The organism is Pseudomonas sp. B26(2017) (assembly GCF_002113045.1).
Lineage (GTDB): Bacteria > Pseudomonadota > Gammaproteobacteria > Pseudomonadales > Pseudomonadaceae > Aquipseudomonas.
The window spans coordinates 79,285-104,583 of record NZ_NEJJ01000017.1 but is presented as its reverse complement, the minus strand read 5'-3'; the positions used below and the strand labels follow the sequence as shown (position 1 = coordinate 104,583).

The window sequence follows — 25,299 nt, the reverse complement described above, 5'->3', positions numbered from 1 at the left end:
TGCATTCGCGGGTTTCAGATGCCCATGCTGACCAGGGAGTTCATGATGTTGCGCAATGTGCCGGCGATGGCGGGGTGTTCGAGTTCGAAGCGATCAACTGCCAGATTGACACCATCGGCGATGCTGGAATCTTGAGTCGCGGTCTCCAGTTTTATTTCGGATTCGATCTGTGCCATCAGCGCATGTAGATCAGCGCGCTCGGCTTCGGTCAGCGGAGGATTTTGATCCAGTTGCTCGCGCAGGGCATTGAGCTGTTTTTGCAGTTCTTGAGCGGGCATGGTTGTTTCCTTTTATCGAGAGGCACTGGCATAGACCGCAGCCGTGCGCCAAAGGTCTATGGCTCTCCTTAAGACTAATCCACTCTTGGCCAACCTGCATGATCCCGGTCAGGGCTTTTCGCCTTTGAGGCGACGCAGGCTGATGTCCGCCAGACAGGTGTCGAGTTCGCCCAGATGATCGATCACCGAGTGCACGCCGAGGCCGAACAACTGCACCGTCGCCTTGCCGCGCAATTGTTCGCGTTCCTTCTGGCTCAGGGCCTGCCATTCGCTCGGCGCCAGGCCGCACAGTGAACCGCAGGACGCCAGGCCAATGGTCCACAGCCCGGCATTGAGGCCCGATTGCAGCAGGCGCGGTTCACCGCTGACCAGCACGCAACCGTCGAGACGATCGACATTCAAGCCCATCAACGCCTGCCAGCAGGCATTGGGCGCCGGCCATGGTTTGATTGTTGCCGAATGTTGCGACGGTTTGATCCAGTCCGGCAGCGCCGATGACAGCACTTGAGTGCAGGCCGTGGACAGCTCATCGAGCCAGGCACAGGGAATTTGCTGGTGCTGAAGGCTGCGCAGGCTGTCGAGGGCGCCGGGTGTGGTATCGGCGTGTTCCGGGCCGATACTGGCGTGATGACGGGCGCGGGCACCGAAGTCCACCAGACAGCCGCTGAGTCCGAACAGCACCGCGGTCAGCGTCGGGGCCGTGAGGGGCAAGGCTTCGGCTTGAGGCATGGAAAACGTCCCTGAAATAGCGATCAGGCTAGGCACTATCGGTGACAGTTGCATGACAGGCCAATGACGAAGTGTCCTACGGAGGGATTTACCGGGGAACTGCCTAAAGTAGCGTTTCCGTCTTATACTGACGCACTTATCGCCGCGGCCCAGGTGCTGCGTCCGTACTATCCAAGGAGTTTTCTATGCGCTTGAGTCATCCTCTTGCTCAGCTTTGTGTATGTGCCAGCGTGATGCTGGTGCCGTTCGCCGCTCAGGCTGCAACGGAAGAAGACCCTTGGGAAAGCGTCAACCGTCCGATCTTCCAGTTCAACGATTTCGTCGACACCTATGCGCTGAAGCCTTTGGCGCAGGGCTACGAATTTGTTACTCCGCAATTCCTGGAAGACGGCATCCACAACATGTTCCGCAACGTCGGTGATGTCACCAACCTGGCGAACAATATTCTTCAGGCCAAGCCGGCTGCCGCTGGCGTCGATACCGCTCGCCTGATCTTCAACACCACCTTCGGCCTGCTCGGTTTCTTCGATGTCGGCACCAAAATGGGCCTCACCCGCAGCGACGAAGATTTCGGCCAGACCCTCGGCTACTGGGGCGTCGGCAGCGGTCCTTATGTAATGCTGCCGCTGTTGGGCCCGAGCACCCTGCGCGATGCACCGTCCAAATACGTCGACAGCTTCACCGGCCCGTACCGTTACATCAACGATGTGCCGGTGCGTAACTCCATTTTCGGCCTGAACATCGTCGACACCCGCGCCAGCCTGCTGTCGAGCGAGAAGCTGATCAGCGGCGACAAGTACACCTTCATCCGCAACGCCTACCTGCAGAACCGCGAGTTCAAGGTCAAGGACGGGCAGGTCGAAGACGATTTCTGATCTCGATTGATCGGCAGAAAAGGGCGACCGCGAGGTCGCCTTTTTTGTGGGCGCGTCCAATGATTGGGTTACGGTTGATGCTGTTCTTATAACTGCGAGTGATTTGACAAACAAAGTCTCCAAGCGACCATCGGCGCATGCTTGAAACGGTCGAAGGATGGGAGTACCGTCTGCGCCTTAGAAGGGCACCTCTGGTGCAATCGTGTGCGGGGCAAACGCTCCGAAGCGGTGCAGCAGAGAGGCTAGAAAGCGAATCCAGTAGTCTGCGCCGGGCCGTTGCCCCGCCTGCTACGCCAACCTAATTCTGGCGCCGTTTGCCCACATGCCAAAAACCAGTGCCACGCTGCTGATAATCGATGATGACGAAGTAGTGCGCGCGAGCCTCGCGGCCTATTTGGAAGACAGTGGTTTCAGCGTCTTGCAGGCCAGTAACGGCCAGCAGGGTCTTCAGGTATTCGAGCAAGACACGCCCGACTTGGTCATCTGCGATCTGCGCATGCCGCAGATGGGCGGTCTCGAACTCATCCGTCAGGTCACTGAGCGGTCGCCGCAGACACCGGTGATCGTGGTTTCGGGTGCCGGGGTGATGAACGACGCAGTCGAGGCCCTGCGCCTGGGCGCGGCGGATTACCTGATCAAGCCTCTCGAAGATCTGGCGGTGCTCGAGCACTCCGTGCGCCGGGCGCTGGATCGTTCGCGTCTGCTGCTGGAAAACCAGCGCTACCGCGAGAAACTGGAAAAGGCCAACCGCGAACTCGAAGCCAGCCTGAACCTGCTCCAGGAAGACCAGAATGCCGGTCGCCAGGTGCAGATGAACATGCTGCCGGAAAGTCCGTGGGCCATCGACGAATTCAGGTTTGCGCACCAGATCATCCCGTCGCTGTACCTGTCGGGTGATTTTGTCGATTACTTCCGGGTCGACGAGCGCCGGGTAGCGTTCTACCTGGCGGATGTCTCGGGTCATGGCGCTTCTTCGGCGTTCGTTACCGTGCTGCTGAAGTTCATGACCACGCGCTTGCTGTTCGAATCCAAGCGCAACGGGACGCTGCCGGAATTCAAGCCTTCGGAAGTCCTCGGTCATATCAACCGGGGGCTGATCAGTTGTAAGCTGGGTAAACACGTCACGATGGTCGGTGGAGTCATCGACGAGGAGACCGGTTTGTTGACCTATAGCATCGGCGGCCATCTGCCGTTGCCTGTGTTGTACACGCCTGACAGTGTTCGCTACCTCGAGGGGCGCGGTCTGCCGGTGGGGCTTTTCAACGAAGCCACCTACGAAGACCACGTGCTCGAGCTGCCACCGACGTTCAGCCTGACGCTGATGTCTGATGGCATTCTGGATCTTTTGCCAGAGCCCACACTCAAAGAGAAAGAAGCCGCTTTACCGCAAAAGGTGAAGTTGGCGGGCGGCAGCCTGGATGGTCTGCGGCAGGTTTTTGGATTGGCCACGCTAGGGGAGATGCCGGATGATATCGCCCTGTTGGTGTTGAGCAGGAATCTTTAATGAGTACCGGTAGAATCCAGTTCGCCGAGCAGGATGGCACCTTCGTCCTGAAGTTCGTCGGTGAAGTTCGCCTGACCCTGTGTTCGGCGTTGGATGCGACTATTGAAAAAATCTTCACCGCGCTGAATTTCAACGCGATCGTGATCGATTTGACCGAAACCCGAAGCATCGACAGCACCACGCTGGGCCTGCTGGCCAAACTGTCGATCCTGTCGCGGCAGAAGGTCGGCCTGCTGCCGACCGTGGTCACCACCCACGAGGACATCACGCGTCTGTTGCAGTCGATGGGTTTCGAGCAGGTGTTCAATATCGTCAACCATCCCGTGCCATGCCCGGAATGCCTCGATGACTTGCCGGACCAGGATCAGTCTGAGGAGGTAGTGCGGGTCAAGGTGCTCGAAGCGCACAAGATCCTCATGGGGCTGAACGACTCCAACCGCGAAGCCTTCCATGACCTGGTGAATGCCCTCGAACGGCACTGATCGGCCAGACCGCGAGACACAAAAAAGGGCGAACCTGTGAGGGTTCGCCCTTTTTGCGTTCGCGCTCGGCCGATTACAGCTTGGCTTGCAGCAGCGCCTCGAGTTTTTCCTGGTCGCGGGCAAACTGACGGATGCCCTCGGCCAGTTTCTCGGTGGCCATTGCGTCTTCGTTGGACAACCAGCGGAATTGCGCTTCGTTGAGGCTCAGGCGCGCTTCGCCGGCATGGCCCGGAGCGAGTTTGCGTTCCAGCTTGCCGGTGTCGGCCGCCAGTTTCTCGATCAGGTCCGGGCTGATGGTCAGGCGGTCGCAGCCCGCCAGTTGCTCGATCTGATTGAGGTTACGGAAGCTCGCGCCCATGACCACGGTCTTGTAGTCATTGGCCTTGTAGTAGTTGTAGATGCGCGTCACGGACTGCACGCCCGGATCGTCGGCACCGGTGTAGTCGTTGCCGTTGGCCTTCTTGTACCAGTCGTAGATGCGGCCCACGAACGGCGAGATCAGGAACACACCGGCATCGGCGCAGGCAGCGGCCTGGGCGAAGGAGAACAGCAGGGTCAGGTTGGTCTGGATGCCTTCCTTCTCGAGGATCTCGGCGGCGCGAATGCCTTCCCAGGTCGATGCAATCTTGATCAGTACGCGGTCACGGCCAACGCCGGCCTTGTCGTACAGCTCGATCAGGCGATGGGCACGCTTGAGGATCGCGTCCTTGTCGAACGACAGGCGCGCATCCACTTCGGTGGAAATGCGGCCCGGAATGACCTTGAGGATTTCCTGGCCGACCGCGACGCCGAAACGGTCGCTGGCCAGGCCGACATCGCCCTTGCAGTCGCGCACGCTGGCGTTCAGCAGTTCGGCGTAGGCCGGAATCGCCGCTGCCTTGAGCAGCAGGGATGGGTTGGTGGTGGCGTCGACCGGTTTGACTCGGGCAATCGCTTCGAAGTCGCCGGTGTCGGCCACGACGGTGGTGAACTGTTTGAGTTGTTCCAGCTTGGAAGTCATGAGCGTGCTCTGTCCTATGGGTCTGGTGACATTACCCGAGCGTCGACAGCCACTCAAGGGCATGTCGGCGTATCGAGCGCCCCGGCGGCAACAACCTGAAAACGGCTGTTTGAAAGGCGGGGCGCGTTATCGATCAATACGATGCCAAAACAGACGACAGGTTCAAAGCAACTGACCTGTTGCAGCGCCTACTCGAGCTCCAATTGTGTCCTGACTGCCGTTTGAGCAGGTTTCGGTTGGCCGTCTGAGGTCAACAGACCGAAATTCTTCTCGCGATCATCTTTTCCCGAGTCGCTGTTCTTCCATTCGTAGATGGAAGTCAGCGGGATCTTGAGCCTTTTCACATCGGCGATGAACGCAGAGATTTTAGTCGCCTGGCCGTCCAGCCCACCGTTGGAGGCAAGCGCCGAAATCCCCCATTCACTGATCACACCCGGTAAGTGGAAGTTCTGCTGAATGAAATTCTGGGCATTGCTGATCTGCGTGGCTGTCATGCCGTAAGGGTGATAGGAAATGGCATCAAGGCAATTGGGGTAAGCCTCGATGAGGCTGTTGAGCGCCACGGTGGATGCCGATCCCGCGGTGGGCGGCCGGGCGAAGCCAAAGCCGACCAGAGGCGTGGATTGAGGTTGCCCCTGCAGGGTTTTGCACATGGCGCTCATGAACGGCACGAACGTGGTGTTGAAGTTGCCGGTCGGCCAGTAGGTGCCCAGATCCGGCTCGTTCCAGATTTCGATGGCGACCAGTTGCGAACTCCAGGCTTTTTCCAGCCCGCTGACGGCGTTGGCAAAGGCTTCGCCGGCAGTCGTGAGGTCTCCAGTCAACAGTTTAGTGGCGCGGACGGTCATCAAAACCGGCAGGCCTGCGGATTTCGCCGCCGCAAACGCATCGCTGATCTGCTTCTGATAGGCCTTGGCGCCGAGGCTGTCGCTCCAGACGCCGAAACGGACAAAAGTGAATCCTGCGGCTTTGATCTGCTCGGCGTCGGTCGCCGTGAAATTCTGAATCTTGACCTGAACGCCGATGGTTTTCGCTGGCAGCGCCGGGAACAACTCACTGGCCTGAACCTGAGCGGCTGCTCCAAGCATCAACAAGGCTGCCCCTAGATGTTTGAGATGTGCTGATTTCATGTCTGCTCTCCTGATGAGAATGACATCTAGCTGAGGGTTATCTCGTTATATAAGTTTCGAGAGCAACAGGGGCACTAAGTGCACGAATGTTATTTTTTGTCGGAAAACTTTCGCCTGAAAATCACAGTTATTTTTAGTCCGGTAATTCTGGTTGGGGGACTTTTAAAGGCCGTGGTACTTAATGCACCGGTATTAACGGGTGAATCTATTTCCGAGTGAAGGAAGGTCTTGCGGGTTCATTCGAATGTGCAAGGCATGTTGGCCGATTGACATTACACGGGAAAGTAAACCTTGTTCAAAAAGATTCTTGTCGTTTGCGTAGGCAATATCTGCCGAAGTCCGACAGCGGAACTTCTGTTGCGCAATGCACTGACACCCTCGGCGATCAGCGTGACCTCAGCAGGTCTGTCTGCGCGGGTCGGCGAAGGCATGGAGTCGACCGCGCGCCAGGTGCTGGAAGAACGCGGCCACAGTGCCGAAGGGTTCAAGGCGCGGCAACTGACAGCGGACATCGTCAATGAATCAGACCTGATTCTGGTCATGGAAAAACAACATGTTAATCAAGTGCTGAAGATTGCCTCTCACGCCAGGGGCAAAGTGTTTCTGCTGGGCAAGTGGCAGAGCGAACGAGAAATACAGGACCCGTATCGCCAGGGGCAAGCCGCTTTTATTCATGCCCATGCATTGATTGAAGATGCTGTTAGCTCATGGGCGCAACGCCTGGCGCGTTGATGAATATTCTTCAGTTCAGTGAATGGTAAGAAAGACTTATGCAGTTACCGTCAGTAATCGGCACTCGCGACAACGATCAAGACAGTATTGATCTTCTCGGCATCTTCGGCAGCCTGATCGACCAGAAGTGGTTGATCGGTGCGTTCACCGGCGCATTCATGATGACCGGTGTGGCCTATGCGATTTTGGCCACGCCGGTGTATCTGGCCAACGCGCTGGTGCAGGTCGAACCGAAAAAGAACGACATGCTCGGTTTTTCCGACCTCAACAGCATGCTCGGCGGGCAATCGCCGTCGGTGACCGAAATCGGCATCATCAAGTCCCGCGCGGTGATCGGCAAGACGGTCGACGACTTGCGCCTGGACATCGACGTCACCCCCAATACCTTTCCGCTGATTGGCGGCTTCCTTTCCCGACGCTATCGCGGTGAGACCGAACTCAGCGTCGCGCCGCCGCGTTTCGGCCTGAGCAGCTATGCCTGGGGCGGTGAACGCCTGGAGTTTGCAAAGCTCAATCTGCCCAAGGAATTGCTGGGCAAGAAACTCACCTTGATCGCCGGCGAGCAACATCGTTTCCAGTTGCTGGACGACAACGACAACCTGCTGGTCGACGGCGTGGCGGGCGAGGCTTTCGCGCAGGACGGCGTAGAAGGGCAGGTTGCGCAACTGTTGGCCAACCCCGGGACCCGTTTCGAAGTGGTGCGCTACCCGCGAATCGTGACCATTCAGGGCTATCAGGACGCGCTGGACATCTCCGAGCAAGGCAAGGAATCGGGGATCATCCGTCTGGCCCTGGCCAGCAGCGATGCCGCCGAAGCGGTGAAGATCCTCAACAAGATCGCCTCGCTGTACGTGGATCAGAACGTACGCCGCACTTCCGCCGAAGCGGCGCAGAGCCTGGCCTTCCTGCAAAGCCAGTTACCGCAGGTCAAACGCGATCTGGCCAAGGCCAGCGATGCGCTCAACGCCTACCAGACCCACGGCAAGACCGTGAACATCTCGCTGGAAACCCAATCGGTGCTGGGCCAGTCCGTGGCGCTCGAAACGCGGATTTCCGAGCTGAAACTGCAGCAGGCAGAGATGGACCGCAAGTTCACCAAACAGCACCCGGCCTACCGTGCGCTGATGACCCAGATCGGTGAATTGACCCAGCAACAGCGTTCGCTGGAAGGCAAGGTTCAGGACCTGCCGGCCACGCAGCAGGAACTGCTCAACCTGACTCGCGACGTCGAAGTCGCCTCGCAGATCTACACCCAGTTGCTGAACAAGTCCCAGGAGCTGGACATCATCCGCGCCGGTGCCGTGGGCAACGTGCGTCTGGTGGATACGGCGGACGTCGACCTGACCAGCCCGGTCAAACCGAAAAAAGCCCTGATCGTGTTGATCGCCACTTTCCTCGGCGCCTTCGTCGGCGTGGCGCTGGTGCTGTTGCGCAAATCCCTGAGCAAGGGCCTGGAAGGCCCGGAAGGCATCGAGCAGCTCGGCTTGCCGGTCTACGCTTCGATTCCCTACAGCGCCCTGCAACAGGAAGAAGACAGCAAAAAAGTCCGGGCCAAAGTCGCGGCGGACACGCCGGCGTATCTGTTGGCCCTGCGTAACCCGACGGACCTGTCCATCGAATCGATCCGCAGCCTGCGTACCTGCCTGCACTTCGCAGCGCTGGATTCGACCAACAACCGCATCATGATTTCCGGGCCGAGCCCGCAGGTCGGCAAGACCTTCGTCTCTTCCAACCTCGCGGCGGTCATGGCGCAGAGCGGGCAGCGCGTGGTGCTGATCGACGCCGACATGCGCAAAGGGCATCTGCACAAAACGCTGAACACGCCGATCACCAACGGTTTGTCGGATCTGCTGGTCAAGCGCTGCACCCTCGATCAGGCGATCAACAAGGTCGAGGTCGACAACCTGCATTTCATCAGCCGTGGCCAGGTCCCGCCCAACCCTTCCGAACTGTTGATGCACGCCAATTTCCGCGAACTGCTGGCGCAACTCAGCGAGCGTTATGACGTGGTGATCATCGACACGCCACCGCTGCTGGCCGTGACCGATGCGGCGATTGTCGGTCGCGAAGCCGGCATCAGCCTGATCGTCGCGCGGTTCGGGGTAAACCCGGCCAAGGAAATCGAAATGACGATCCGGCGTTTCGCCCAGAACGGTATCGAGTTGAAGGGCGCGGTGTTCAACGGCGTCGAGAAGCGCGCGGCCAGCTATTACGGCAACGGCAGCTATTACAACTACGAATACGCGTCCGACCAGTCCTGAATCTCGGGGACGGTCCTTACAGGCATGAAAGTGGGTGGGTTGTGAAAAAAATACTGCACGTGGCGGAAACGATCAAAGGCGGGGTGGCGACGGTCATCCGCACGATTTCGGCGGCGCCGGAAGACGGGCGCTATGAGCTGGTGTATCTGGTTCCGCTCGACCAGAAAAAAGAACTGCACGGCATCGATGAACAGCAGATCCGCACCTTCGCCCGCAGCGGGCGGAATGTGCCGTCGCTGCTGCGTTTTGCCTGGCAACTGGCGCGGGTCCTGCTCAAGGAAAAACCCGATGTCGTGCATTTGCACAGCACTTTTTCCGGGGTGATCGGGCGTTGCGTGTGCGTGCTTCTGCGACCCTGGCGCAAGCCGAAAATCGTCTACTGCCCGCATGCGTTTTCGTTCCTGATGGAAAGCTCGCCGATCAAGCAGAAAGTCTATGCGTGGATCGAGCGCGTGCTGCAGAAGGTCACGGACAGGATCATCTGCGTCAGCCAGTTCGAGCTGGACAAGGCCGCGAAATTCGGCATCGAGCGCAAGCGCATGACGCTGATCTACAACGGCATCGATCACAAGAATGACGAACGCAAGGTCGACGATCCGGCACCGATTCATCTGCTGTTTGTCGGCCGCCTCGACTATCAGAAAGGCTTCGACGTGTTGCTCAAGGCCTACACCGAAGCACAGCGCAGCGACCTGAAACTGACGGTGGTGGGCAGTGCGGTGAATGAGGACGTCGTCGAGTGTCCGCCGCTGGATGGCGTGGAATATCTGCCTTGGGTGACGCCAACCGAGGTGCACGCGCTGTATCAGAAAGCCGATGCGCTGATCGTCCCGAGCCGCTGGGAAGGCTTTGCCATGGTGCCGCTGGAAGGCATGGCGCTGGGCCTGCCGGTGATCGCCAGCGACTGCACGTCGTTGCCCGAACTGGTCACCCATGGCGTGTCCGGTTACGTGTTCCCCGCCGGGGATCACCAGGCGCTGGCCGATCGGCTGAAGCAAATCCAGAAGCCTGCATTGTCGGCCCTCGGCATCGAAGGTCGGCGCATCGTCCGCGAGCGTTTCAGCGCCGCGTTGATGATCCGTCAGACCTACGACGTGTATTCCGCTCCCTCTTATTAAGTAGAACTCCGCTCATGAACGTAACGATTTTGCATGGCTACAGTGCCTCCAATTCCGGCGATGGTCTGCTGGTCGATCTGGCCATTGCGCTGGTGCAGCGCAACTTTGGCGAAGACACCGCGATCAGCGTCGTGGCTTCCGATCCGGATTCCTTCAAATACCTGCCGCACCCGCGTTTTGAAGCGCCGGTCATGGCAGCCAAGGGCCTGGGCCGGGTCAAGCAGGCGGTATTCCTCAATCAGTCGTACGCCGGGTTGGCGGATCTGTTGAAGAAAACCGATCTGATCGTCGGCGTCGGTGGCGGCTACATGCGCTCGAAAAGTGCCTTCGAACACATCAAGCTGAAACTCGGCCACGCCAAGCAACTGGAAACCGCGATCCTCAGCAAAGTGCCGTCGGTGTACCTGCCGCAAAGCATCGGGCCGTTCCACGGCGACAGCGACAAGATCGTCGGCCACTACGCCAGCGCCGATGCAGTGTTCGTGCGCGATAACCGCTCCTCGGCGCTGTTCGATGCCTGTGAAAATGTCTACCGCGCTCCGGATCTCGCGGTGCAGGCGCTGGCCGGCAAGATTCTTCAGCAACCCAAGTTCACCCGCTGCGCCTCGACACCGGCGACGGTGTGCGTAGTGCTGCGCAAACCGCCGGCGTGGAGCAAGGAAAAGAAGCTCGCCTACGTGGCCAACCTGAAGGTGCTGCTGCAGCGTTTGAAGAACAAAAGCAAAGTGGTCTGCGCCGTACAGAGCGCCGTGCGGGGTAACGATGACGGCGCGTTTTATCGCGAACTGGGCATCACCGAAGACCTGTTGCCGCTGAAGGCGACGCTGGCCAAATACCAGCCGGACCTGGTGATTTCCGTACGCCTGCACGGCGCGATCGAATCGTTGCTTTCGGGTGTGCCGGCGTATCACATCAGCTATGAACGCAAAGGCTTCGGCGCCTATCAGGACATGGGCGTCGAGGACTGGGTCATCAATGGCGGGGACATCAATGTCGACACCATCATCGACACGGTTTACGCACCCGATGCGCTGTCGAATTTCGGCAAACGCCTGACCGACACCTGCCGCGAGATCGAGGCGAAAACCGTGGCCATGGACGACATCATCAAGGGCGTCATTCGATGATATTCCGGCTGTTGCTGCGCGGCGGGGCACTGGGCGCGAAGTTCTTGCTGGTGCTCGCCATCACCCATTACCTCGGTTACGAGGCGCTGGGCTTTTACGGCGTGGTGGTCGCGGCGTCGTTGATCGCATCGAAGTTCTACAGCGTCGGTTTCAGTTCCGAGATCAACCGGCTGATCAGCGTGGGCGGCAGTTCGCGCCGGGTCGTAGACAAGGTGCTGTTGCTGTACCTGGCCGTGGGCCTGGCGTTGTCGGTGCTGACGGTGGTGATTTATTCACTGTTCCAGTCGGTTGAGGCGACGACCGCGCTGATCGCCTGCGTGACGCTGGTGCTGCTCACCGAACATCTGTCGTTCGAGATCAACTCGTTCGTGTTTTCCGCGCAGAAAGCCACGGCGGGTGCGCTGCTGTTTTTCATCAAGACCGGGCTCTGGGCGCTGCTGGCCGTGGGCGCAATGGCGCTCGGCTGGGTGTCCGCAATTGCCAGCGTGTTGTGGCTGTGGGTCATCGCCAACGTGCTGGTGATCGTCGCCGGTTACCTGATCGTGGTGAATGTTCATCGCGGGCGGGAGGAGGGAACGCTGGCGACGGCGGCGGTTTGGAGAGCCGGGTTGCCGTTTTACCTGGGCACCGGCCTGATCGCCCTGAGTCAGTATGCCGAGCGCTTTCTGATCATCGACCTCGAACCCTACGCCAGCCTCGGTAAATATGTGTACGCGTGGTCGGCGGCCAACACCTTGCAGGCGTTGTCTTACGCGGTGGTAGCGGTGGTCGGCATTCCGCTGCTCGCCAAGCGTTATCAGGCCGATCAGCAACCGTTCACGGTCAGGCAGTTGTTCGTGAACAAATGGGTCGCGCGGTCGCTGGCGGTGTCGGCGGCGGTCGCGGTGGGCATTTATCTGTTTTTCAACGTGGTGCTTGATTACGTCGCCACCAGCGTTCCGCGTCCGGACAACGGCATCCTCGGCGTGCTGATTTTTTCCTTCGCCCTGCGTGCCATTGGCGACATCGTCTGGGGCGGGTTGATTGCGTCGAAAAACAGTCGGGTGTCCCTCGCCAGCGCGGCCATTTGTCTGTTGGTTTCAGTGCCGGTCAGTTACCTGCTGATCAAGCACTATTCGATTTACGGCGCGGCCTGGGGCAACGTTTTCGCGATCATAATGCAACTCGGCGTGATTGCCCTGCTGACCCGCGCCACGCGCGCGAAAAAGGCTGTCGTGTCATGGGCCTGAAACTGCCGTGCATCGAGTTTCGCGGCCGCCGTCTCGATTCGTCGCTGTCGTTCCTGATCCTGTTCACCGGGCTGTTTCTGTCGGTGGCCATGCCGCTGCTGATTCCCCGCGATCCGGGCCCGGACGCGATGACCCTGTGGTCGTCCTACGCCCGGGCCGACAACTGCAATTTCTGGAACCCGTTCTCGCCGGATCGCTCGTCCTACGAGTGTTCGGCATTCCTGCTGCGGCCCACCGGAATCAACCTGACCAACGCCTGGGCCTACGGAATGTTCTGCAACTTTTTCCTCACGGCCATTCCCGTGGTGGTGTTCCGGCGCATGCCGTTGGCCATCTTCGGCACCCTGTGCCTGTGGGGTGTCGTCCGTTCGTTTTTCCTGGAAAACCTGACCAAGGAAATCATCGTGTCGGTGGCGGTGCTGAGCATTCTGTTCAGCTCGCTGACGCGCAAATATCGCGGCGGATTTTTCTTCTCGGCGGCGATCTACGGCGTGCTGATCCGGCCGTACTGGATTCTGTTTTCGCTGTCCTGGGTCGGCGTCTGCGTGATGAAGAAGTATGTGTCGCGCACGACATTCTTCCTGATGCTGTTCCTGTTCTACCTGGCGGTTGCGATGGCGATCCAGCTGGCGCTGGGCTTTCCGGTGTCGTCGATTCGCGCCAGCAACAACGAATTGCGCACGGCGGGCGAGGAGGGTTCCAAATCGCTGATCGTCTCATGGCTCAGTGGCAGCGACTTCGTCTCGCAGGCCCTGGACTCGATGATTATTTTCTTCCGGTTATCGTTCCCCGTTGAGCTGATCCTGCTGTCCGGGCCGGGTCAGGTGATCTTCGTGGCGTTGATGATCATGACTGCGCTGCTGCTGTTCAAAGTCATCACCTCGACCGATTACAAGGGCGCGCCGATCCAGACCAAACCCAAGGAACTGATCGCGATTCCGCTGGCGTTCCTGCTGGTTCAAGGCTTGTTCGAACCGGACTTCGGCTCGTTCGCCCGGCACTTTTCGATGGTGGTGCCGGTGTTGTTCGTGGGCCTGGGATTGATGCTGCGGGCGAACAAACCGGTGAAGGTTGAATCCAGAATCCTGAATTGAGGCGGGTGCTTTATGTCGAGCAAGAAAAAGTCCCTGGAGATCGAAACCCTGCGTGGCCTGGCGTGCCTGTTGCTGGTGCTCTATCACGTGATCGGGCCGTTGGGCGGTGGTTTGAAAATCGACATCGGCTCGCCGTTCCGGGTGATCGCCGATTCGATGGTGTACGTGCGCATGCCGCTGTTCACCTTCATCTCCGGCTACATCTACTCCATCTACAAGATTCGCAACAATGACTTTTCGGCGTTCTTCAGCGGCAAGGTGCGGCGCCTGATCGTGCCGCTGTTTTGCGTCGGGGTGCCGTTCTCGGTGCTGCAGGCGGTGGGGCCGGGCGTGAACAAGGACGTCAGCGTGATGGATGCGCTGTTGTCGTTTTACGTGCCGATCAACCACTTCTGGTTCCTGCAGGCGGTGTTCATCATTTTCATGTTTGTTGGCCTGCTGGAATGGCGCGGTTTGCTGCGCACGCCGACGCGTCTGTACCTGTTGTTCGCGTTTGCGGCGGCGGTGTTCCTGTTGCCGCCGTTTGCGCTGGACGCGTTTGGCATCAACGGGGCGATTTATCTGCTGCCGTTCTTCGTGGCGGGCATGATCGGCCAGGAGAAAGTCAGCGAGCTGAAGCAGACGTTCAAGGTGATCGGTCCGCTGGTGTTTGTGCTGATCTCGTTGACGCTGCTGTACGTGGCGTCCGTGGACCGCGAGCTGATCGTCGACCGCCGCAGCGTGATCGGTCTGACGGTGGGCTGCGTGTCGTGCATTGCGTTGCTGTCGAGTGACATGCGCTCGAAGGCGCTGACCTGGCTCGGCGGTTATTCCTACGCGATTTTCCTGTTTCATGTGTTGTTCGCCGCTACTTCGCGCTCGATCCTTGGCCGCCTCGGTGTGAAAGACGAAAGCGTGCTGGTGTTCTGCGGCGTGATGTGTGGCTTGCTCGGGCCGGTGCTGTTGTCGATGATTTTCAGCCGGTTCAACTTCACCTCCGTGCTGTTCCTCGGCGAACGTGCCGCGACGAAAAAGAAACCGGCGGCGACCATTGCCCCGGTGGCGCAGACCCGATGAAGGAAGCAATCCATGCTGGCTGTTGATGATGTTCCGCCGGTAGCGGCGTCGGTGGTGCAAGTCGGCGACGCTCGCCAGCGGTTTGGCCAGTGGCGTGAAGGCAAGGCCGGCAAGGTGTTGTCGATCTCGGTGATCGGCGACAGCTACAGCGCCGGGCAGGATTTCTACCTGAACAGACTGGTGCAACGCGTGGCCGGGGAGGTCGGGTTTGCCGGGCCGGGTTATGTCGGCTTCAACCACGGCGCAGCGCTGGGCGGCACGCATTTCAAGTACACCCGCAGCAGCGAGAAGTATTTCGGCGGCGACTGGCAGGTCTCCGGCCTTGGCCAGGCCAGCCCCGACAGCCGCACCCTGACTGGTCGGCCCGGCGCCTGGCTGCAAGTCGAGGCCAGCCCGACGCCCGCCATCAACACCGCCGTCACTCAGGCCAAACTGCTTTACCTCGGCAACGGTGAGTCCAGTGAATTACGTTATCGCTGGTCACCTTCCGCCGACTGGCAACCGTTGAGACTCGCAGGCGAGGGCGTTCAGGAAATCCCGCTGCCCGGCACGTCGGCCGCCACCGATTGGGCTTTCAGACTGGAAGTGCTGAAGGGCGCGCCGACCCTGTTCGGCCTGTGGCTGAGCAACGATCAGCATGGGGTTCGGGTGTCGAAACTGGCCGCGTCCGGCGCGGCGTCCGCTGATTTCTACCACGACGATGCTCGCTGGCAGGCGCAGTGGAAAGCCGTGGTCTCGAAGATTCCCGCAGACATTTACCTGATCATGCTAGGTGGCAACGATCAGGGTTTTGGCGTGAAGCCCGAGCAGTATCTGCACAACGTTCAGGGTCTGGTCGGCATGCTCCGCGAGATTCAACCGGCGGCGAGCATCAACCTGATCCTGCGTCAGGACACCACCCGCTCCAGCGCCTATCCGATGTCGGCGTATGCGCAGGTCATCAAGCCCTGGGCCCGTGCGCAGCACCTGGGATATGCCAATCTGCAATGCGCGTTCGGCACCGACGTCAAACGCTACGCGGCGGCCATGATCGGGCCCGACAAGATTCATCCGCTGCCGGCCACCGGCGGGCGGGTGATTGCCGATTACTTCTATGGTTGGGTCGTGGGCGGACAGCAAAAAGTCTCGCCACAGGACAACTGTGGCGAGACTTCGAAATAGCCGTCAGTTGTCGAACAGATCCAGATGGCTCAGCAGCTCTTCGGTTTTCTGCGGCATCAACTGCGTCACGCAACGGGTTTCCACGTTGACGATGATCGCCGGGTCGTTGCAGCAGATCCGCACGCGAAAACGCCAGTCGCTGAAAATCACTTTCAGGCCGTCGCGGTCATCGACCTCCAGCGCCTGTTCGCTGTAGATCCGTTTCAGGTGGGCGAGCAGGGGCCAGGGATCGCGCATCGGTCGGCGAATGTCCCCGGAGGAGGGAAACACGCCGATGCGATCGACCAGCAGCAGAGTGCCCAGCCACGGGCCATTGGCGCTGGGCAATGGCTGATGGCGGGATAACCAGCTCATCACCCCGAGGTTGTCCACCTCACGTTCAATCTCTGCGGAATGTTGTGCAATGTTCATGGTTGCCTCGTTGGATGTGCGTGCCGCGATGGATCAATGGGGGCCGCTCAGCGGCCCTTCAGGTAAACGTTCTCGTAGCAGAAGTTGGTCGCCTGCAGGTAACCCTCGGCGTCGCCGCAATCGAAGCGCAGACCCTTGAACTTGTAGGCCAGCACGCAACCGTTCTGCGCCTGTTTCATCAGGGCGTCGGTGATCTGGATTTCGCCGCCCTTGCCCGGCTGGGTGTCGGCGATCAGGTCGAAGATGTCCGGCGTCAGGATGTAGCGGCCGATGATCGCCAGGTTCGACGGTGCGTCTTGCGGTGCCGGTTTTTCCACCATGTGGTTGACCCGGTAAATACCGTCGGAAATCGCCTCGCCGGCGATCACGCCGTACTTGTGAGTCTGGTCGCGCGGGACTTCCTGGATGGCGACGATCGAGCAGCGGAATTTCCTGTACAGCTCGATCATCTGGGTGAGAACGCCGTCGCCTTCGAGGTTCAGGCACAGGTCGTCCGCCAGCACCACGGCGAAGGGCTCGTCACCGATCAACGGCCGACCGCTGAGAATCGCGTGACCCAGACCTTTCATTTCCACCTGACGGGTGTAGGAGAACGTGCAGGTGTCGATCAGCTCGCGAGTGCCAGCCAGGAATTTCTCTTTCTCGGTGCCGCGAATCTGGTGTTCGAGTTCATAGCTGATGTCGAAGTGGTCTTCCAGTGCGCGCTTGCCCCGGCCGGTGACGATGGCCATGTGTTGCAGGCCGGCGTCCCGTGCTTCTTCCACGGCGTATTCGATCAACGGCTTGTTGACGATCGGCAGCATTTCCTTGGGCATGGCTTTGGTGGCCGGCAAGAAACGTGTGCCATAACCGGCAGCGGGGAACAAACATTTACGGATCATAAAAGTTTCCTGGTCATTCATGGCGCACTGCCATCGTTTATTGCAATAACGAAAAGTTGCAAGTTATTGAAGCTGTACTTTAATACCTGACTCGGGAGAGAAGTGGCAAATAGCAATGAGTGTAAAACACGATAATGTTATGAGATGTCGGTTTGACAGTTATTGGTTATTTTTAGTCGGCATCCGTTGATAGTGATGAATGCGCGGGAGTGCTAATAAGTACCAGGCAATACAGTTTGGCTTGTAAAAATATTTATAGCCAGTGATTGAACTGTTTTTGTTTCTGGTTGTTGTCGCCCTGTTTGTGTGAATCAAGGCACACATTAAACAAACAGGGCTTGACACGCGAGTTGGCACTTTTCCCACTATGGACCGCGCTATGAAGATTCTGGTAACGGGTGGCGCCGGCTATATCGGCTCGCACACCACACTTGCACTACTTGAAGCAGGTTACGAAGTTGTAGTTCTGGATAATCTTTGCAACAGCAGCGACGCGGCATTGCACGCGGTGGAAGCCATTTGCGGCAAAAGTGCGCTGATGATTCGCGGGGATGTCTGTGACCGGGCTCTGCTGGACCGGATTTTCCAGCAGCACGCCATTGATGCCGTGCTGCATTTCGCCGGGCTCAAGGCCGTGGGCGAGAGCGTGCGCAAGCCGCTCGAATACTACGAAACCAACGTCAGCGGCAGTATCACGCTGTGCCAGGCGATGGCGGCGGCGGGGGTGTTCCGGCTGGTGTTCAGCTCGTCCGCCACGGTCTACGGCGAGCCGGCGCAGATGCCGATCCGCGAGGATTTCCCGACCGGCAATCCGACCAATCCCTACGGCCAGTCCAAGCTGATCGTCGAGAACGTGCTGCGCGACCTGTGCCAGTCCGAACCGCGCTGGAGCATCGCGCTGCTGCGCTACTTCAACCCGATCGGCGCACATCACAGCGGGCAGATGGGCGAAGATCCCAACGGCATCCCCAACAATCTGGTGCCTTACATCAGCCAGGTGGCGGTCGGCAGCCTGAAGGAATTGTCGATCTTCGGCGACGATTACCCGACGGTCGACGGCACCGGCGTGCGCGATTACATCCATGTGGTGGATCTGGCGGACGGGCACTTGAAAGCCCTGCAAACCATCGCCGACCGCACCGGCATTCATACCTGGAACCTCGGCACCGGCGACGGCTACAGCGTGTTGCAGGTGCTGCGGGCGTTTGAGAAGGCGTGCGGGCAGCCAGTGCCGTTCCGGGTGATGCCACGGCGTTCCGGGGATATTGCCGAGAGCTGGGCCGACGCCTCCAAGGCGGCGAAGGAACTCGGCTGGAAAGCCACCCGCAACTTGCAGGACATGGTCACCGACACGTGGCGCTGGCAATCGAATCATCCCCGGGGTTATCAGGGATGATGGCGTTTTAGTGCAATGTTAGTTTCAGTCAGGTTGTTAGATATCGTCGGGAAATTAGACTGGCAATGCCTATTACAAGTCCGTAGATATAAACCTGCCGTTCGACTTTTATCAGTTGGGTAAGACTGTGAAAGAACAACGGATCTTGTTCGCGCTTTTTGCGACTTGAACTCTACCACCTCTAACGAACACCCGATGTTCAGGTGCGATGTTAGAAAGGAGTTGATATGAAAAAAGTGATGGCGATTGCCCTGTTGACGATGTTGAGCAACTGGGCATCCGCAGCTGAAGCGCCGCTTACAGCAGTGACCAATGTATCTGGCAGTGTCGCGGCTTCTACAGCGCCTGCTGCCAGTACTGCCATGGTCGCCAGTGCTGTAGCGGCGTCCAACAGTGGTGGAAGTGCCAACGGCGGTACAACGGGTACCACCGGTACCACGGGTACAACCGGCACGCACAACTAACTGAAGTATCTGTTGGTGCAGTACAGGGTCGCCCGACGAAAGTCGGGTGACTTTGTTTTGGATTCGCCCTTGAATAGCGTAGTGCCATTATGAACCGTCGTTTTTCTCTTTTATTGTTGGCAAGTATCGCTTTGCAAGGTTGCATGTTCTCCCCCGGCCAGTACCTGAGCACCAGTAGCATCACGCGCCAGGGCGCCAGCGAAAGCAGCCGGGTCGAGCTCATTCAGATCACCCCCAAGCTCATCGCCATGAACCGCGCCACGCACAAGCGGGAGTCGGTGCCGGCGGAGTTGTTGGCGACCCCGGCCGAATATCGCATCGGCAGCAATGATGTGCTGTACATCACGGTCTGGGATCATCCCGAGCTGACCGCCCCTTCGGGTGCGCAACAGCAGATCGATGCCAACGGCCGTCTGGTGCGCTCCGACGGCACGTTGTATTACCCGTACATCAAGGAAGTCCAGGCCGCGGGCAAAACCATCCAGCAACTGCGTTCGGACATCGAGCAACGTCTCTCGGCGTTCATTGCCGAGCCGCAAGTGGATGTCGCGGTGCTGCGTTTCGCCAGCCAGAAAGTCGTGGTCTCGGGCGCCGTGACCAAGGCCGGCCCCCAGGCGATTTCGACCAACCCGCTGAGCGTGGTCGAAGCCCTTGGTTCAGCCGGTGTCGATACCAACAATGCCGATTTGTCCGGGCTGATGCTGACGCGCAACGGGCGGGTCTATCCGCTCAATCTCGACGCCCTCAATCAGCAGGATTCCGAATTGCAGAACGTCTACCTCAAGGGAGGCGATCAGCTGTATCTGCCGTACAACGACAACAAGCGCATCTACGTGATGGGCGAGGTCAACCAGCCCCGTGCGCTGAGCTTCAAGACCGCCACCATGAACCTGTCCGACGTGCTCGGGTCGGTCGGCGGCTTGAGCCAGACCACCTCCAACGGCAACGCCGTGTATGTGATTCGCGGGGTGGAAAACCTCGACGTGGAGCCGGCGAAAATCTACCAGCTGGAAGCCGAATCGCCGACCGCCATGGCGCTCGCCTCGCACTTCGAAGTGCGGCCCCAGGACGTGGTCTATGTCGGGCCTGCCAACGTGACTCGCTGGAATCGCCTGATCAGCCAGTTGGTGCCGTCGGCATCGATTGTCGGGACGGGGGCTTCCGCTGCGAAGAACTGGAGCGAATACAGTAACAACAGCAAATAAGGCCGCCGACTGTGAAAACGTTGAAAGTGGGCGTGTGCCTGATGGCGGCCGTTTTATTGAGTGGCTGCAATCCGTTGATGAGCGCTTCGTTGAACAACCTCAAGGCGTCGGTCATCGGACCGGATGAACTCGATGTGTCGGCGCAGCAGGTGGCCGGAGTCAAGTATCCCCAGCTCAAACTGACCACGCCGTCCGGTTCCGGGGTGCTGGCGCTGGTGCGTGAGCGCGAGGATCTGCAGTTCTGGGTCGCCTCCGGCAAGCAGGTGCTGCTGATGCGCGACGGCCTGGCGATGCGCAGCATCGGCCTGGGCGTGGAGGGCGATCTGGACGGCACGCGCCTGTCCGATGACTCGCCGTTCAAACGGGGTCTGCACCAAGTCACCGACGGCTACACCAGCCGCCGCTGGATCGACCTCTACAAGGGCCAGGAAGTCGGGATCATCCTCAACAGCCGCTTCTCCCGAAAGTCCCTGGAAACCCTCGAGATTCTCGACAAGCAATACACCGTGCTGCGTGTCGACGAGCAGATTGATGCGCCGGCCATCGGCCTGCACGCGACCAATCGTTACTGGGTCGATCCGGTGGACGGCTTCATTGTGCAGAGTGAACAGCAACTGACCTCGCAGTTGCGGGTCAGGATCGTGCAACTGACCCCTGACCGCAGGCATGTCCCGTGAAGCGGCTCAGAGCGCTTTCGGCGTGCCTGATGTTGCTCACCGGGATCAGCGAGGCAGCGGTCATCGTCAGCGGTGATGTCGCCAACCCGGGTCCGATCGAATTGCCAGCGGGCGGGCGTTTGCGCGATGTGATCGGCGAGGCCGTACCGAACGCCGAAGGCTACTGGCTGGCGGGCGTTCTGTTGCGTCAGTCGCTGCTCGAAGAACAGACGCGACTCAAGGTCGGCGTGCTGTTCGATCTGGATGTGTTGCATCGAATGGCGATGCTGTTTGACAAGCCGAGTCGTGCGGCGCTGGCCCAGCGCCTGACCGAGCAGGTCCGACAGATGCCAGTGACCGGACGGCAGATCGCCGATCTCGATCCGGTGGCGGTGGAAGTCGGCTTCGCCCGCAACATCCGTCTCGACGATGGCGATCAACTGATCTATCCGAAACGGGTCGATGAAGTCGAAGTGCTGGGCGCCGTCGCCGAGCCGTGCCGCTTGCCTTATCAGCCGTTGCAGGAGGCCCGCGAATATCTGCAGGGCTGCACGTTGCTGGAGGCCGACGCCGATGCTGATTACCTGTGGCTGATCCAGCCCAACGGTGAATCGCGGCGGGTCGGCATCGCCCACTGGAACCGCGAGAGCGGGCAGATGCCCGTGGCCGGCAGCAAGATTCTGGTGCCGGTGAAAAACGATGATCTGGATCCGCCTGTCCCTGAACTGAATCAGCAGTTGGCCGAATTGATTGCCACGCAGTTGGCTGAGGTGGTTCGTTGAATTTGCGTTTTGCAGCTGTGCTGTTATTGCCGTGTGGCCTGGTGCATGCCGAGCCACGCATTACCCAGAATGACTTCGGCGGCGTCGGTCTGTTGCAGACCCCGACCGCGCGCATGTCGCCCGCCGGTGAGTTGAGTGTCAACGCCAACCGCACCGAACCGTACAGCCGATACAGCGTTTCGTTGCAGCCGCTCGACTGGCTGGAAGGTTCGTTTCGCTACACCGCCATCACCAACCGTCCGTACGGTTCCGAAGCGCTGAGCGGCAGCCAGAGCTATAAGGACAAGGCGGTCGACGCCAAGGTCCGGCTGTGGCAGGAAAGCCACTGGGCGCCGGAAGTGGCACTGGGCTTTCGAGACATCGGTGGTACCGGTTTGTTTGCCAGTGAATTCTTCGTCGCCAACAAACGCTATGACAATTTCGATTTCAGCGCCGGCATCGCCTGGGGTTACATCGGTAATCGCGGTGATTTCGACAACCCGCTGGGTTGGGCCAGTGATCGCTTCAAAACCAGACCAGACCTGGAAGGCACCGGTGACGTCAACGCCGGGTCGTACTTTCGCGGCAAACCTGGGTTTTTCGGCGGCGTGAGTTACCAGACGCCCTGGGATCGCCTCAGCCTGAAACTCGAATACGATGGCAACGACTACAAGCACGAGCCCAAGGACAACATCATCAAGCAGGACTCGCCGATCAACCTAGGCGCGGTGTTCAAGGTAACCGATTCCGTCGATGTGAGCGCGGCCTGGGAGCGGGGTAACACGGCGATGTTCGGCATCACGTTCCACACCAATTTCGTCAGTCGCAAGGCCCCGGCCAAAACCTTCGATCCGCCGGCCGAACCGCTGCCGGCGAAGGCCCCGAGTACGACGATGGAGGAGGTCAACTGGGCCGACGTGTCGCGCCGCTTGCAGCAGAACGCCGGCTACAAGGTTGAGCGGATCACCCAGCGCGATTCCGAACTGATCGTCTACGGCGAGCAGCAGCGTTATTTCCATTCGCCCAAGGCCGTCGGCCGCGCGAGCCGGATTCTCGACAACAGCGTCAACGACGACATCGACTGGTTCACCGTGGTCAACAAGCGCTACGACCTGCCGCTGGAAGAAACCAGCGTGCCCCGGCAGACCTTCCGCGAAGTGATCAACAACGAAGAGCCGCTGGAATCGCTGCACCGCACCACCGAGATCAACCCGGCGATGCCGCGCAACGAGAAAACCCTCTACAGCGAAGCGCCGCAGCACTTCAATTACGGCGTCGGCCTGGGCTTCAAACAGAACGTCGGCGGCCCCGATGGCTTGCTCTATCAGTTCACAGCGGATCTGGACGCCGAGTACCGCTTCAACCGCAACACCTGGTGGAACGGTTTGCTCAGTCAGAACCTGATCAACAACTTCGACAAGTTCAAATACGACGCACCCAGCGGCCTGCCCCGTGTGCGCACCGACTTGCGTCAGTACCTGACCACGTCGGACACCACCATGCCGCTGTTCCAGGTCAGCCACGCCGAGCAACTGGACAAGGATTTGTACGGCATGGTCTACGGCGGTTATCTGGAGTCGATGTTCGCCGGGGTCGGGGGCGAGGTGCTGTTTCGTCCGACCGGCAAGCGCTGGTCGATCGGTGCGGACCTGAACTACGTGCGTCAGCGTGAGTTCGACCAGGGTTTCGGCCTGCGTGATTACTCGGTCTGGACCGGCCATATCACCGGCTACACCGATCTGCCGTTCGACACGCTGGCGGCCGTCAGCGTCGGGCGTTATCTGGCCGGCGACTTTGGCGGCACGGTGGATATCTCCCGCGAGTTCTTCAACGGCGTGCGCTTTGGCGCCTGGGCGACCATCACCACGGCTGGCAGCGCCGAGTATGGCGAGGGTAGTTTCGACAAGGGGCTGTACCTGTCGATCCCGTTCGACGAAATGATGAGCATGTCGACCATGCGCCGCGCCAACCTGGTGTGGGCACCGCTGACCCGTGACGGTGGTGCGCGGCTTAACCGCAGTTTCCAGCTGCATTCGATGACGGACAGTCGGGAAGGTGACATGTTCTACCGCAACTTCGGGAAGATTACCGAGTAAGGGCGGGAGAGTGGAAAGTCAAAACGGGAGCCTGTGGGCTCCCGATTTTGTTTGTGGTGAAGGGGGATCTTGATACAGCCACGACCAACCCCCAAATCCCGCCCACAAAAAAGGGGACTCTCGTCCCCTTGCGGTGTTGCCTTCTCAAGCCCTGCGTCTCAGTAAATATCCTTCGACAACAGGGTGAACGGCGTCTTCACCAGGATCTTCACATCCAGCCACAGCGACCAGTTGTTGATGTACTTCAGATCGATCTCGACGCGCTTTTCCATCTTGTCGAGGGTATCTGTCTCACCCCGGCAACCGCTGATCTGCGCCAGACCAGTGATGCCCGGTTTGATTCGGTGACGGGCCATGTAGGCGAGGATTTTGCCCGAGTAGTAGTTGTTGTGCGCCACGGCATGCGGACGTGGGCCGACCAGTGCCATGTGGCCTTGCAGCACGTTGAACAGTTGCGGCAGCTCGTCCAGTGACGTGCGACGGATGAAGCGACCGACCGGAGTGATGCGCGAATCGTTGCGGCTAGCCTGTTTGACTTCACGGTCATCGTGCACGCGCATCGAGCGGAATTTCCAGACCTTGATCACCTTGCCGTTCCAGCCGTGGCGATCCTGCTTGAAGAACACCGGGCCGGGCGAAGTGAGCTTCACCGCCAGCGCCACGGCCAGCAGCACCGGGCTCAACAGAATGATGGCCAACAGGGCGACGGCTTTTTCCACCAGGCTCTTGCTCAGCGCGGCGGTCGGGCGGCTGGTCAGCGGGCTTTCGTTGAGGTAGATCGCCGGCAGACCGTCCACGACTTTCACCGAATGGTTGAGCAGCGTCAGGCTGTTCAGGTCTGGCACCCAGACCACGTCAACGTTGGCATCCAGCAGGTCGACATACATCGCTTCGATTTTGGCGGCTTCCGACAGCGGCAATGTGATGTACAAGCGGCGGATGTCGTGAGCCTGGATCAGTTCGAGCAGTTCGTCCTGAGCGCCGACGACGCGTGGGGCATCCGCTTCCAGGCCAGGGGTATCGCCGTTGCTGACCAGGCCGACCAGCGGCAGGTTTTCGTGCTGGCTCAACTTCTTCGCCAGGCCCAGAGCCAGTTCGCCGGTGCCGACGATCAGGGTCTTGTGTTCGCTTTTGCGCGAACGCTGGTAGAACTTCGAGAACGCATGCAGCGGTGCGTAAAGCAGCGCCTGGCCAAGGAAACCGTACACCGCCCATTCAAGGATGACTTGGCGGGAGAACAGTGCATCGGCCTTGCAGATGAAGGCGATGAACGCCAGCCCGGCCATGGTCATGAACCAACCCATGAACAGCCGTCCCAGCCCGGTCAGATAGTTGTCTCGTTTTCGATACGCGCCGCTGAATGTATAGGCCGGAACCGACGCTAGAACCGCGAGGATCGTGCACATCCGGTAATAGAACTCGACGGTTCCGGTGTGCTGTTCAGCCAGAAAGAACAACAGTGAAACAATGAAACTCTGTGCCAGCGCCCATTGGCCCCAAAAGGTCAGTCCCTTGAGGCCGGTGTTTCGATTGATACGAAGAGAAAGATCCATACGATATCCCCAAAAGACGTCCATTCAGGTTTCGACAGTAGAAAGCCGAGTTGTTAAGCAGACTTGTTATTGTTGTTTGAGCCAGTGTCCTGAGGTAACA

24 protein-coding genes are annotated in these 25,299 nt (G+C 59.4%); 17 read left to right on the top strand and 7 right to left on the bottom strand.

The window, feature by feature from the left end; translation table 11 throughout:
- Nucleotides 1-14: 14 nt before the first annotated feature.
- Both CAF79_RS23205 and CAF79_RS23200 read right to left on the bottom strand, forming a co-directional pair.
- Entirely contained in the window at nucleotides 15-278 is a 264-nt protein-coding gene (locus CAF79_RS23205) for a DUF4404 family protein (RefSeq protein ID WP_085700493.1), read from the bottom strand.
- A gap of 108 nt (nucleotides 279-386) precedes the next feature.
- Nucleotides 387-1,007, bottom strand: coding sequence for a phosphatase (locus tag CAF79_RS23200; protein WP_085700492.1), 621 nt, complete (start codon nucleotides 1,005-1,007; stop codon nucleotides 387-389).
- Nucleotides 1,008-1,192: 185 nt separating this feature from the next.
- On the opposite strand from CAF79_RS23200, the gene CAF79_RS23195 reads away from it, so the two are divergent.
- The 3 genes from CAF79_RS23195 (at nucleotide 1,193) to rssC (ending at nucleotide 3,868) form a co-directional block, all read left to right on the top strand.
- Entirely contained in the window at nucleotides 1,193-1,882 is a 690-nt protein-coding gene (locus CAF79_RS23195; RefSeq protein WP_085700491.1) for a VacJ family lipoprotein, read from the top strand.
- Nucleotides 1,883-2,204: 322 nt separating this feature from the next.
- Nucleotides 2,205-3,386: a two-component system response regulator RssB gene (gene rssB, locus CAF79_RS23190; RefSeq protein WP_085700490.1), complete on the top strand. Its 1,182-nt coding sequence runs from the start codon at nucleotides 2,205-2,207 to the stop codon at nucleotides 3,384-3,386.
- Nucleotides 3,386-3,868: an anti-sigma factor antagonist RssC gene (gene rssC, locus CAF79_RS23185; RefSeq protein WP_024013621.1), complete on the top strand. Its 483-nt coding sequence runs from the start codon at nucleotides 3,386-3,388 to the stop codon at nucleotides 3,866-3,868. Before rssB ends, rssC begins: the two co-directional genes overlap by 1 nt.
- A gap of 73 nt (nucleotides 3,869-3,941) precedes the next feature.
- Here the strand turns inward: rssC and tal are convergent, their stop codons facing one another.
- The gene (gene tal, locus CAF79_RS23180; protein WP_085700489.1) at nucleotides 3,942-4,868 is read right to left on the bottom strand and encodes a transaldolase; all 927 of its coding nucleotides are present in this window, start codon (nucleotides 4,866-4,868) and stop codon (nucleotides 3,942-3,944) included.
- 188 nt (nucleotides 4,869-5,056) lie between these two features.
- Nucleotides 5,057-5,998, bottom strand: a complete 942-nt coding sequence (locus CAF79_RS23175) for a glycosyl hydrolase family 5 (RefSeq protein ID WP_085700488.1) — start codon at nucleotides 5,996-5,998, stop codon at nucleotides 5,057-5,059.
- 291 nt (nucleotides 5,999-6,289) lie between these two features.
- Here CAF79_RS23175 and CAF79_RS23170 point away from each other — a divergent pair, with 291 nt between their 5' ends.
- The 8 genes from CAF79_RS23170 to CAF79_RS23135 are packed head-to-tail and all read left to right on the top strand — an operon-like array spanning nucleotide 6,290 to nucleotide 15,776.
- Nucleotides 6,290-6,730 (top strand): low molecular weight protein-tyrosine-phosphatase, encoded by a 441-nt coding sequence (locus tag CAF79_RS23170; protein WP_011335170.1) that lies wholly within the window; start codon nucleotides 6,290-6,292, stop codon nucleotides 6,728-6,730.
- Nucleotides 6,731-6,768: 38 nt separating this feature from the next.
- Nucleotides 6,769-8,991 carry a polysaccharide biosynthesis tyrosine autokinase gene (locus CAF79_RS23165; RefSeq protein WP_085700487.1) on the top strand — a complete coding sequence of 741 codons (2,223 nt, stop codon included), beginning with the start codon at nucleotides 6,769-6,771 and terminating at the stop codon, nucleotides 8,989-8,991.
- A 41-nt stretch (nucleotides 8,992-9,032) separates the two neighbouring features.
- A complete protein-coding gene (locus CAF79_RS23160) occupies nucleotides 9,033-10,109 on the top strand; it encodes a glycosyltransferase (RefSeq protein ID WP_085700486.1) in 1,077 nt (358 codons plus the stop codon).
- Nucleotides 10,110-10,123: 14 nt separating this feature from the next.
- The gene (locus CAF79_RS23155; protein ID WP_085700485.1) at nucleotides 10,124-11,236 is read left to right on the top strand and encodes a polysaccharide pyruvyl transferase family protein; all 1,113 of its coding nucleotides are present in this window, start codon (nucleotides 10,124-10,126) and stop codon (nucleotides 11,234-11,236) included.
- Complete coding sequence (locus tag CAF79_RS23150; RefSeq protein ID WP_085700484.1) at nucleotides 11,233-12,465, top strand: phosphoribosylaminoimidazole carboxylase; 1,233 nt, start codon at nucleotides 11,233-11,235, stop codon at nucleotides 12,463-12,465. The genes CAF79_RS23155 and CAF79_RS23150 overlap by 4 nt, the downstream gene beginning before the upstream one ends.
- Nucleotides 12,456-13,559, top strand: coding sequence for a hypothetical protein (locus CAF79_RS23145; protein ID WP_085700483.1), 1,104 nt, complete (start codon nucleotides 12,456-12,458; stop codon nucleotides 13,557-13,559). The genes CAF79_RS23150 and CAF79_RS23145 overlap by 10 nt, the downstream gene beginning before the upstream one ends.
- A gap of 12 nt (nucleotides 13,560-13,571) precedes the next feature.
- Entirely contained in the window at nucleotides 13,572-14,615 is a 1,044-nt protein-coding gene (locus tag CAF79_RS23140; protein ID WP_085700482.1) for an acyltransferase family protein, read from the top strand.
- Nucleotides 14,616-14,627: 12 nt separating this feature from the next.
- Complete coding sequence (locus CAF79_RS23135) at nucleotides 14,628-15,776, top strand: SGNH/GDSL hydrolase family protein (protein WP_085700481.1); 1,149 nt, start codon at nucleotides 14,628-14,630, stop codon at nucleotides 15,774-15,776.
- 3 nt (nucleotides 15,777-15,779) lie between these two features.
- Here CAF79_RS23135 and CAF79_RS23130 read toward each other — a convergent pair whose 3' ends face one another.
- Complete coding sequence (locus CAF79_RS23130; RefSeq protein WP_085700480.1) at nucleotides 15,780-16,187, bottom strand: mannose-1-phosphate guanylyltransferase; 408 nt, start codon at nucleotides 16,185-16,187, stop codon at nucleotides 15,780-15,782.
- A gap of 47 nt (nucleotides 16,188-16,234) precedes the next feature.
- On the bottom strand, nucleotides 16,235-17,068 hold the full coding sequence (gene galU / locus CAF79_RS23125) for a UTP--glucose-1-phosphate uridylyltransferase GalU (protein ID WP_085700479.1): 834 nt from the start codon (nucleotides 17,066-17,068) through the stop codon (nucleotides 16,235-16,237).
- Nucleotides 17,069-17,447: 379 nt separating this feature from the next.
- Between galU and galE the strand changes: the two genes are divergently transcribed.
- From galE to CAF79_RS23095, 6 genes are all read left to right on the top strand, one after another.
- Nucleotides 17,448-18,464 (top strand): UDP-glucose 4-epimerase GalE, encoded by a 1,017-nt coding sequence (galE, locus tag CAF79_RS23120; protein WP_085700478.1) that lies wholly within the window; start codon nucleotides 17,448-17,450, stop codon nucleotides 18,462-18,464.
- Nucleotides 18,465-18,691: 227 nt separating this feature from the next.
- Nucleotides 18,692-18,928: a hypothetical protein gene (locus tag CAF79_RS23115; RefSeq protein WP_003226528.1), complete on the top strand. Its 237-nt coding sequence runs from the start codon at nucleotides 18,692-18,694 to the stop codon at nucleotides 18,926-18,928.
- An 89-nt stretch (nucleotides 18,929-19,017) separates the two neighbouring features.
- A complete protein-coding gene (locus CAF79_RS23110) occupies nucleotides 19,018-20,133 on the top strand; it encodes a polysaccharide biosynthesis/export family protein (RefSeq protein WP_176247771.1) in 1,116 nt (371 codons plus the stop codon).
- Nucleotides 20,134-20,144: 11 nt separating this feature from the next.
- Nucleotides 20,145-20,810, top strand: coding sequence for a YjbF family lipoprotein (locus CAF79_RS23105; RefSeq protein WP_085700476.1), 666 nt, complete (start codon nucleotides 20,145-20,147; stop codon nucleotides 20,808-20,810).
- Between the two features lie 29 nt (nucleotides 20,811-20,839).
- Nucleotides 20,840-21,571 (top strand): capsule biosynthesis GfcC family protein, encoded by a 732-nt coding sequence (locus CAF79_RS23100; protein WP_085700475.1) that lies wholly within the window; start codon nucleotides 20,840-20,842, stop codon nucleotides 21,569-21,571.
- Nucleotides 21,568-23,646 (top strand): YjbH domain-containing protein, encoded by a 2,079-nt coding sequence (locus tag CAF79_RS23095; protein WP_085700474.1) that lies wholly within the window; start codon nucleotides 21,568-21,570, stop codon nucleotides 23,644-23,646. Before CAF79_RS23100 ends, CAF79_RS23095 begins: the two co-directional genes overlap by 4 nt.
- A 158-nt stretch (nucleotides 23,647-23,804) precedes the next feature.
- Here CAF79_RS23095 and CAF79_RS23090 read toward each other — a convergent pair whose 3' ends face one another.
- Nucleotides 23,805-25,199 carry an undecaprenyl-phosphate glucose phosphotransferase gene (locus CAF79_RS23090; RefSeq protein WP_085700473.1) on the bottom strand — a complete coding sequence of 465 codons (1,395 nt, stop codon included), beginning with the start codon at nucleotides 25,197-25,199 and terminating at the stop codon, nucleotides 23,805-23,807.
- Between the last annotated feature and the right edge of the window lie 100 nt (nucleotides 25,200-25,299).

Excerpts from the sequence above, each read along its gene's own strand:
- CAF79_RS23115 (WP_003226528.1), top strand. The coding sequence starts at position 18,692 with ATGAAAAAAGTGATGGCGATTGCCCTGTTGACGATGTTGAGCAACTGG.
- rssB (WP_085700490.1), top strand. The coding sequence starts at position 2,205 with ATGCCAAAAACCAGTGCCACGCTGCTGATAATCGATGATGACGAAGTA.
- tal (WP_085700489.1), bottom strand. The coding sequence starts at position 4,868 with ATGACTTCCAAGCTGGAACAACTCAAACAGTTCACCACCGTCGTGGCC.
- CAF79_RS23135 (WP_085700481.1), top strand. The coding sequence starts at position 14,628 with ATGCTGGCTGTTGATGATGTTCCGCCGGTAGCGGCGTCGGTGGTGCAA.
- galE (WP_085700478.1), top strand. The coding sequence starts at position 17,448 with ATGAAGATTCTGGTAACGGGTGGCGCCGGCTATATCGGCTCGCACACC.
- CAF79_RS23165 (WP_085700487.1), top strand. The coding sequence starts at position 6,769 with ATGCAGTTACCGTCAGTAATCGGCACTCGCGACAACGATCAAGACAGT.
- galU (WP_085700479.1), bottom strand. The coding sequence starts at position 17,068 with ATGATCCGTAAATGTTTGTTCCCCGCTGCCGGTTATGGCACACGTTTC.
- CAF79_RS23100 (WP_085700475.1), top strand. The coding sequence starts at position 20,840 with ATGTTGCTCACCGGGATCAGCGAGGCAGCGGTCATCGTCAGCGGTGAT.
- CAF79_RS23155 (WP_085700485.1), top strand. The coding sequence starts at position 10,124 with ATGAACGTAACGATTTTGCATGGCTACAGTGCCTCCAATTCCGGCGAT.
- rssC (WP_024013621.1), top strand. The coding sequence starts at position 3,386 with ATGAGTACCGGTAGAATCCAGTTCGCCGAGCAGGATGGCACCTTCGTC.
- CAF79_RS23200 (WP_085700492.1), bottom strand. The coding sequence starts at position 1,007 with ATGCCTCAAGCCGAAGCCTTGCCCCTCACGGCCCCGACGCTGACCGCG.
- CAF79_RS23205 (WP_085700493.1), bottom strand. The coding sequence starts at position 278 with ATGCCCGCTCAAGAACTGCAAAAACAGCTCAATGCCCTGCGCGAGCAA.
- CAF79_RS23175 (WP_085700488.1), bottom strand. The coding sequence starts at position 5,998 with ATGAAATCAGCACATCTCAAACATCTAGGGGCAGCCTTGTTGATGCTT.
- CAF79_RS23145 (WP_085700483.1), top strand. The coding sequence starts at position 12,456 with ATGGGCCTGAAACTGCCGTGCATCGAGTTTCGCGGCCGCCGTCTCGAT.
- CAF79_RS23150 (WP_085700484.1), top strand. The coding sequence starts at position 11,233 with ATGATATTCCGGCTGTTGCTGCGCGGCGGGGCACTGGGCGCGAAGTTC.
- CAF79_RS23130 (WP_085700480.1), bottom strand. The coding sequence starts at position 16,187 with ATGAACATTGCACAACATTCCGCAGAGATTGAACGTGAGGTGGACAAC.
- CAF79_RS23140 (WP_085700482.1), top strand. The coding sequence starts at position 13,572 with ATGTCGAGCAAGAAAAAGTCCCTGGAGATCGAAACCCTGCGTGGCCTG.
- CAF79_RS23195 (WP_085700491.1), top strand. The coding sequence starts at position 1,193 with ATGCGCTTGAGTCATCCTCTTGCTCAGCTTTGTGTATGTGCCAGCGTG.
- CAF79_RS23090 (WP_085700473.1), bottom strand. The coding sequence starts at position 25,199 with ATGGATCTTTCTCTTCGTATCAATCGAAACACCGGCCTCAAGGGACTG.
- CAF79_RS23110 (WP_176247771.1), top strand. The coding sequence starts at position 19,018 with ATGAACCGTCGTTTTTCTCTTTTATTGTTGGCAAGTATCGCTTTGCAA.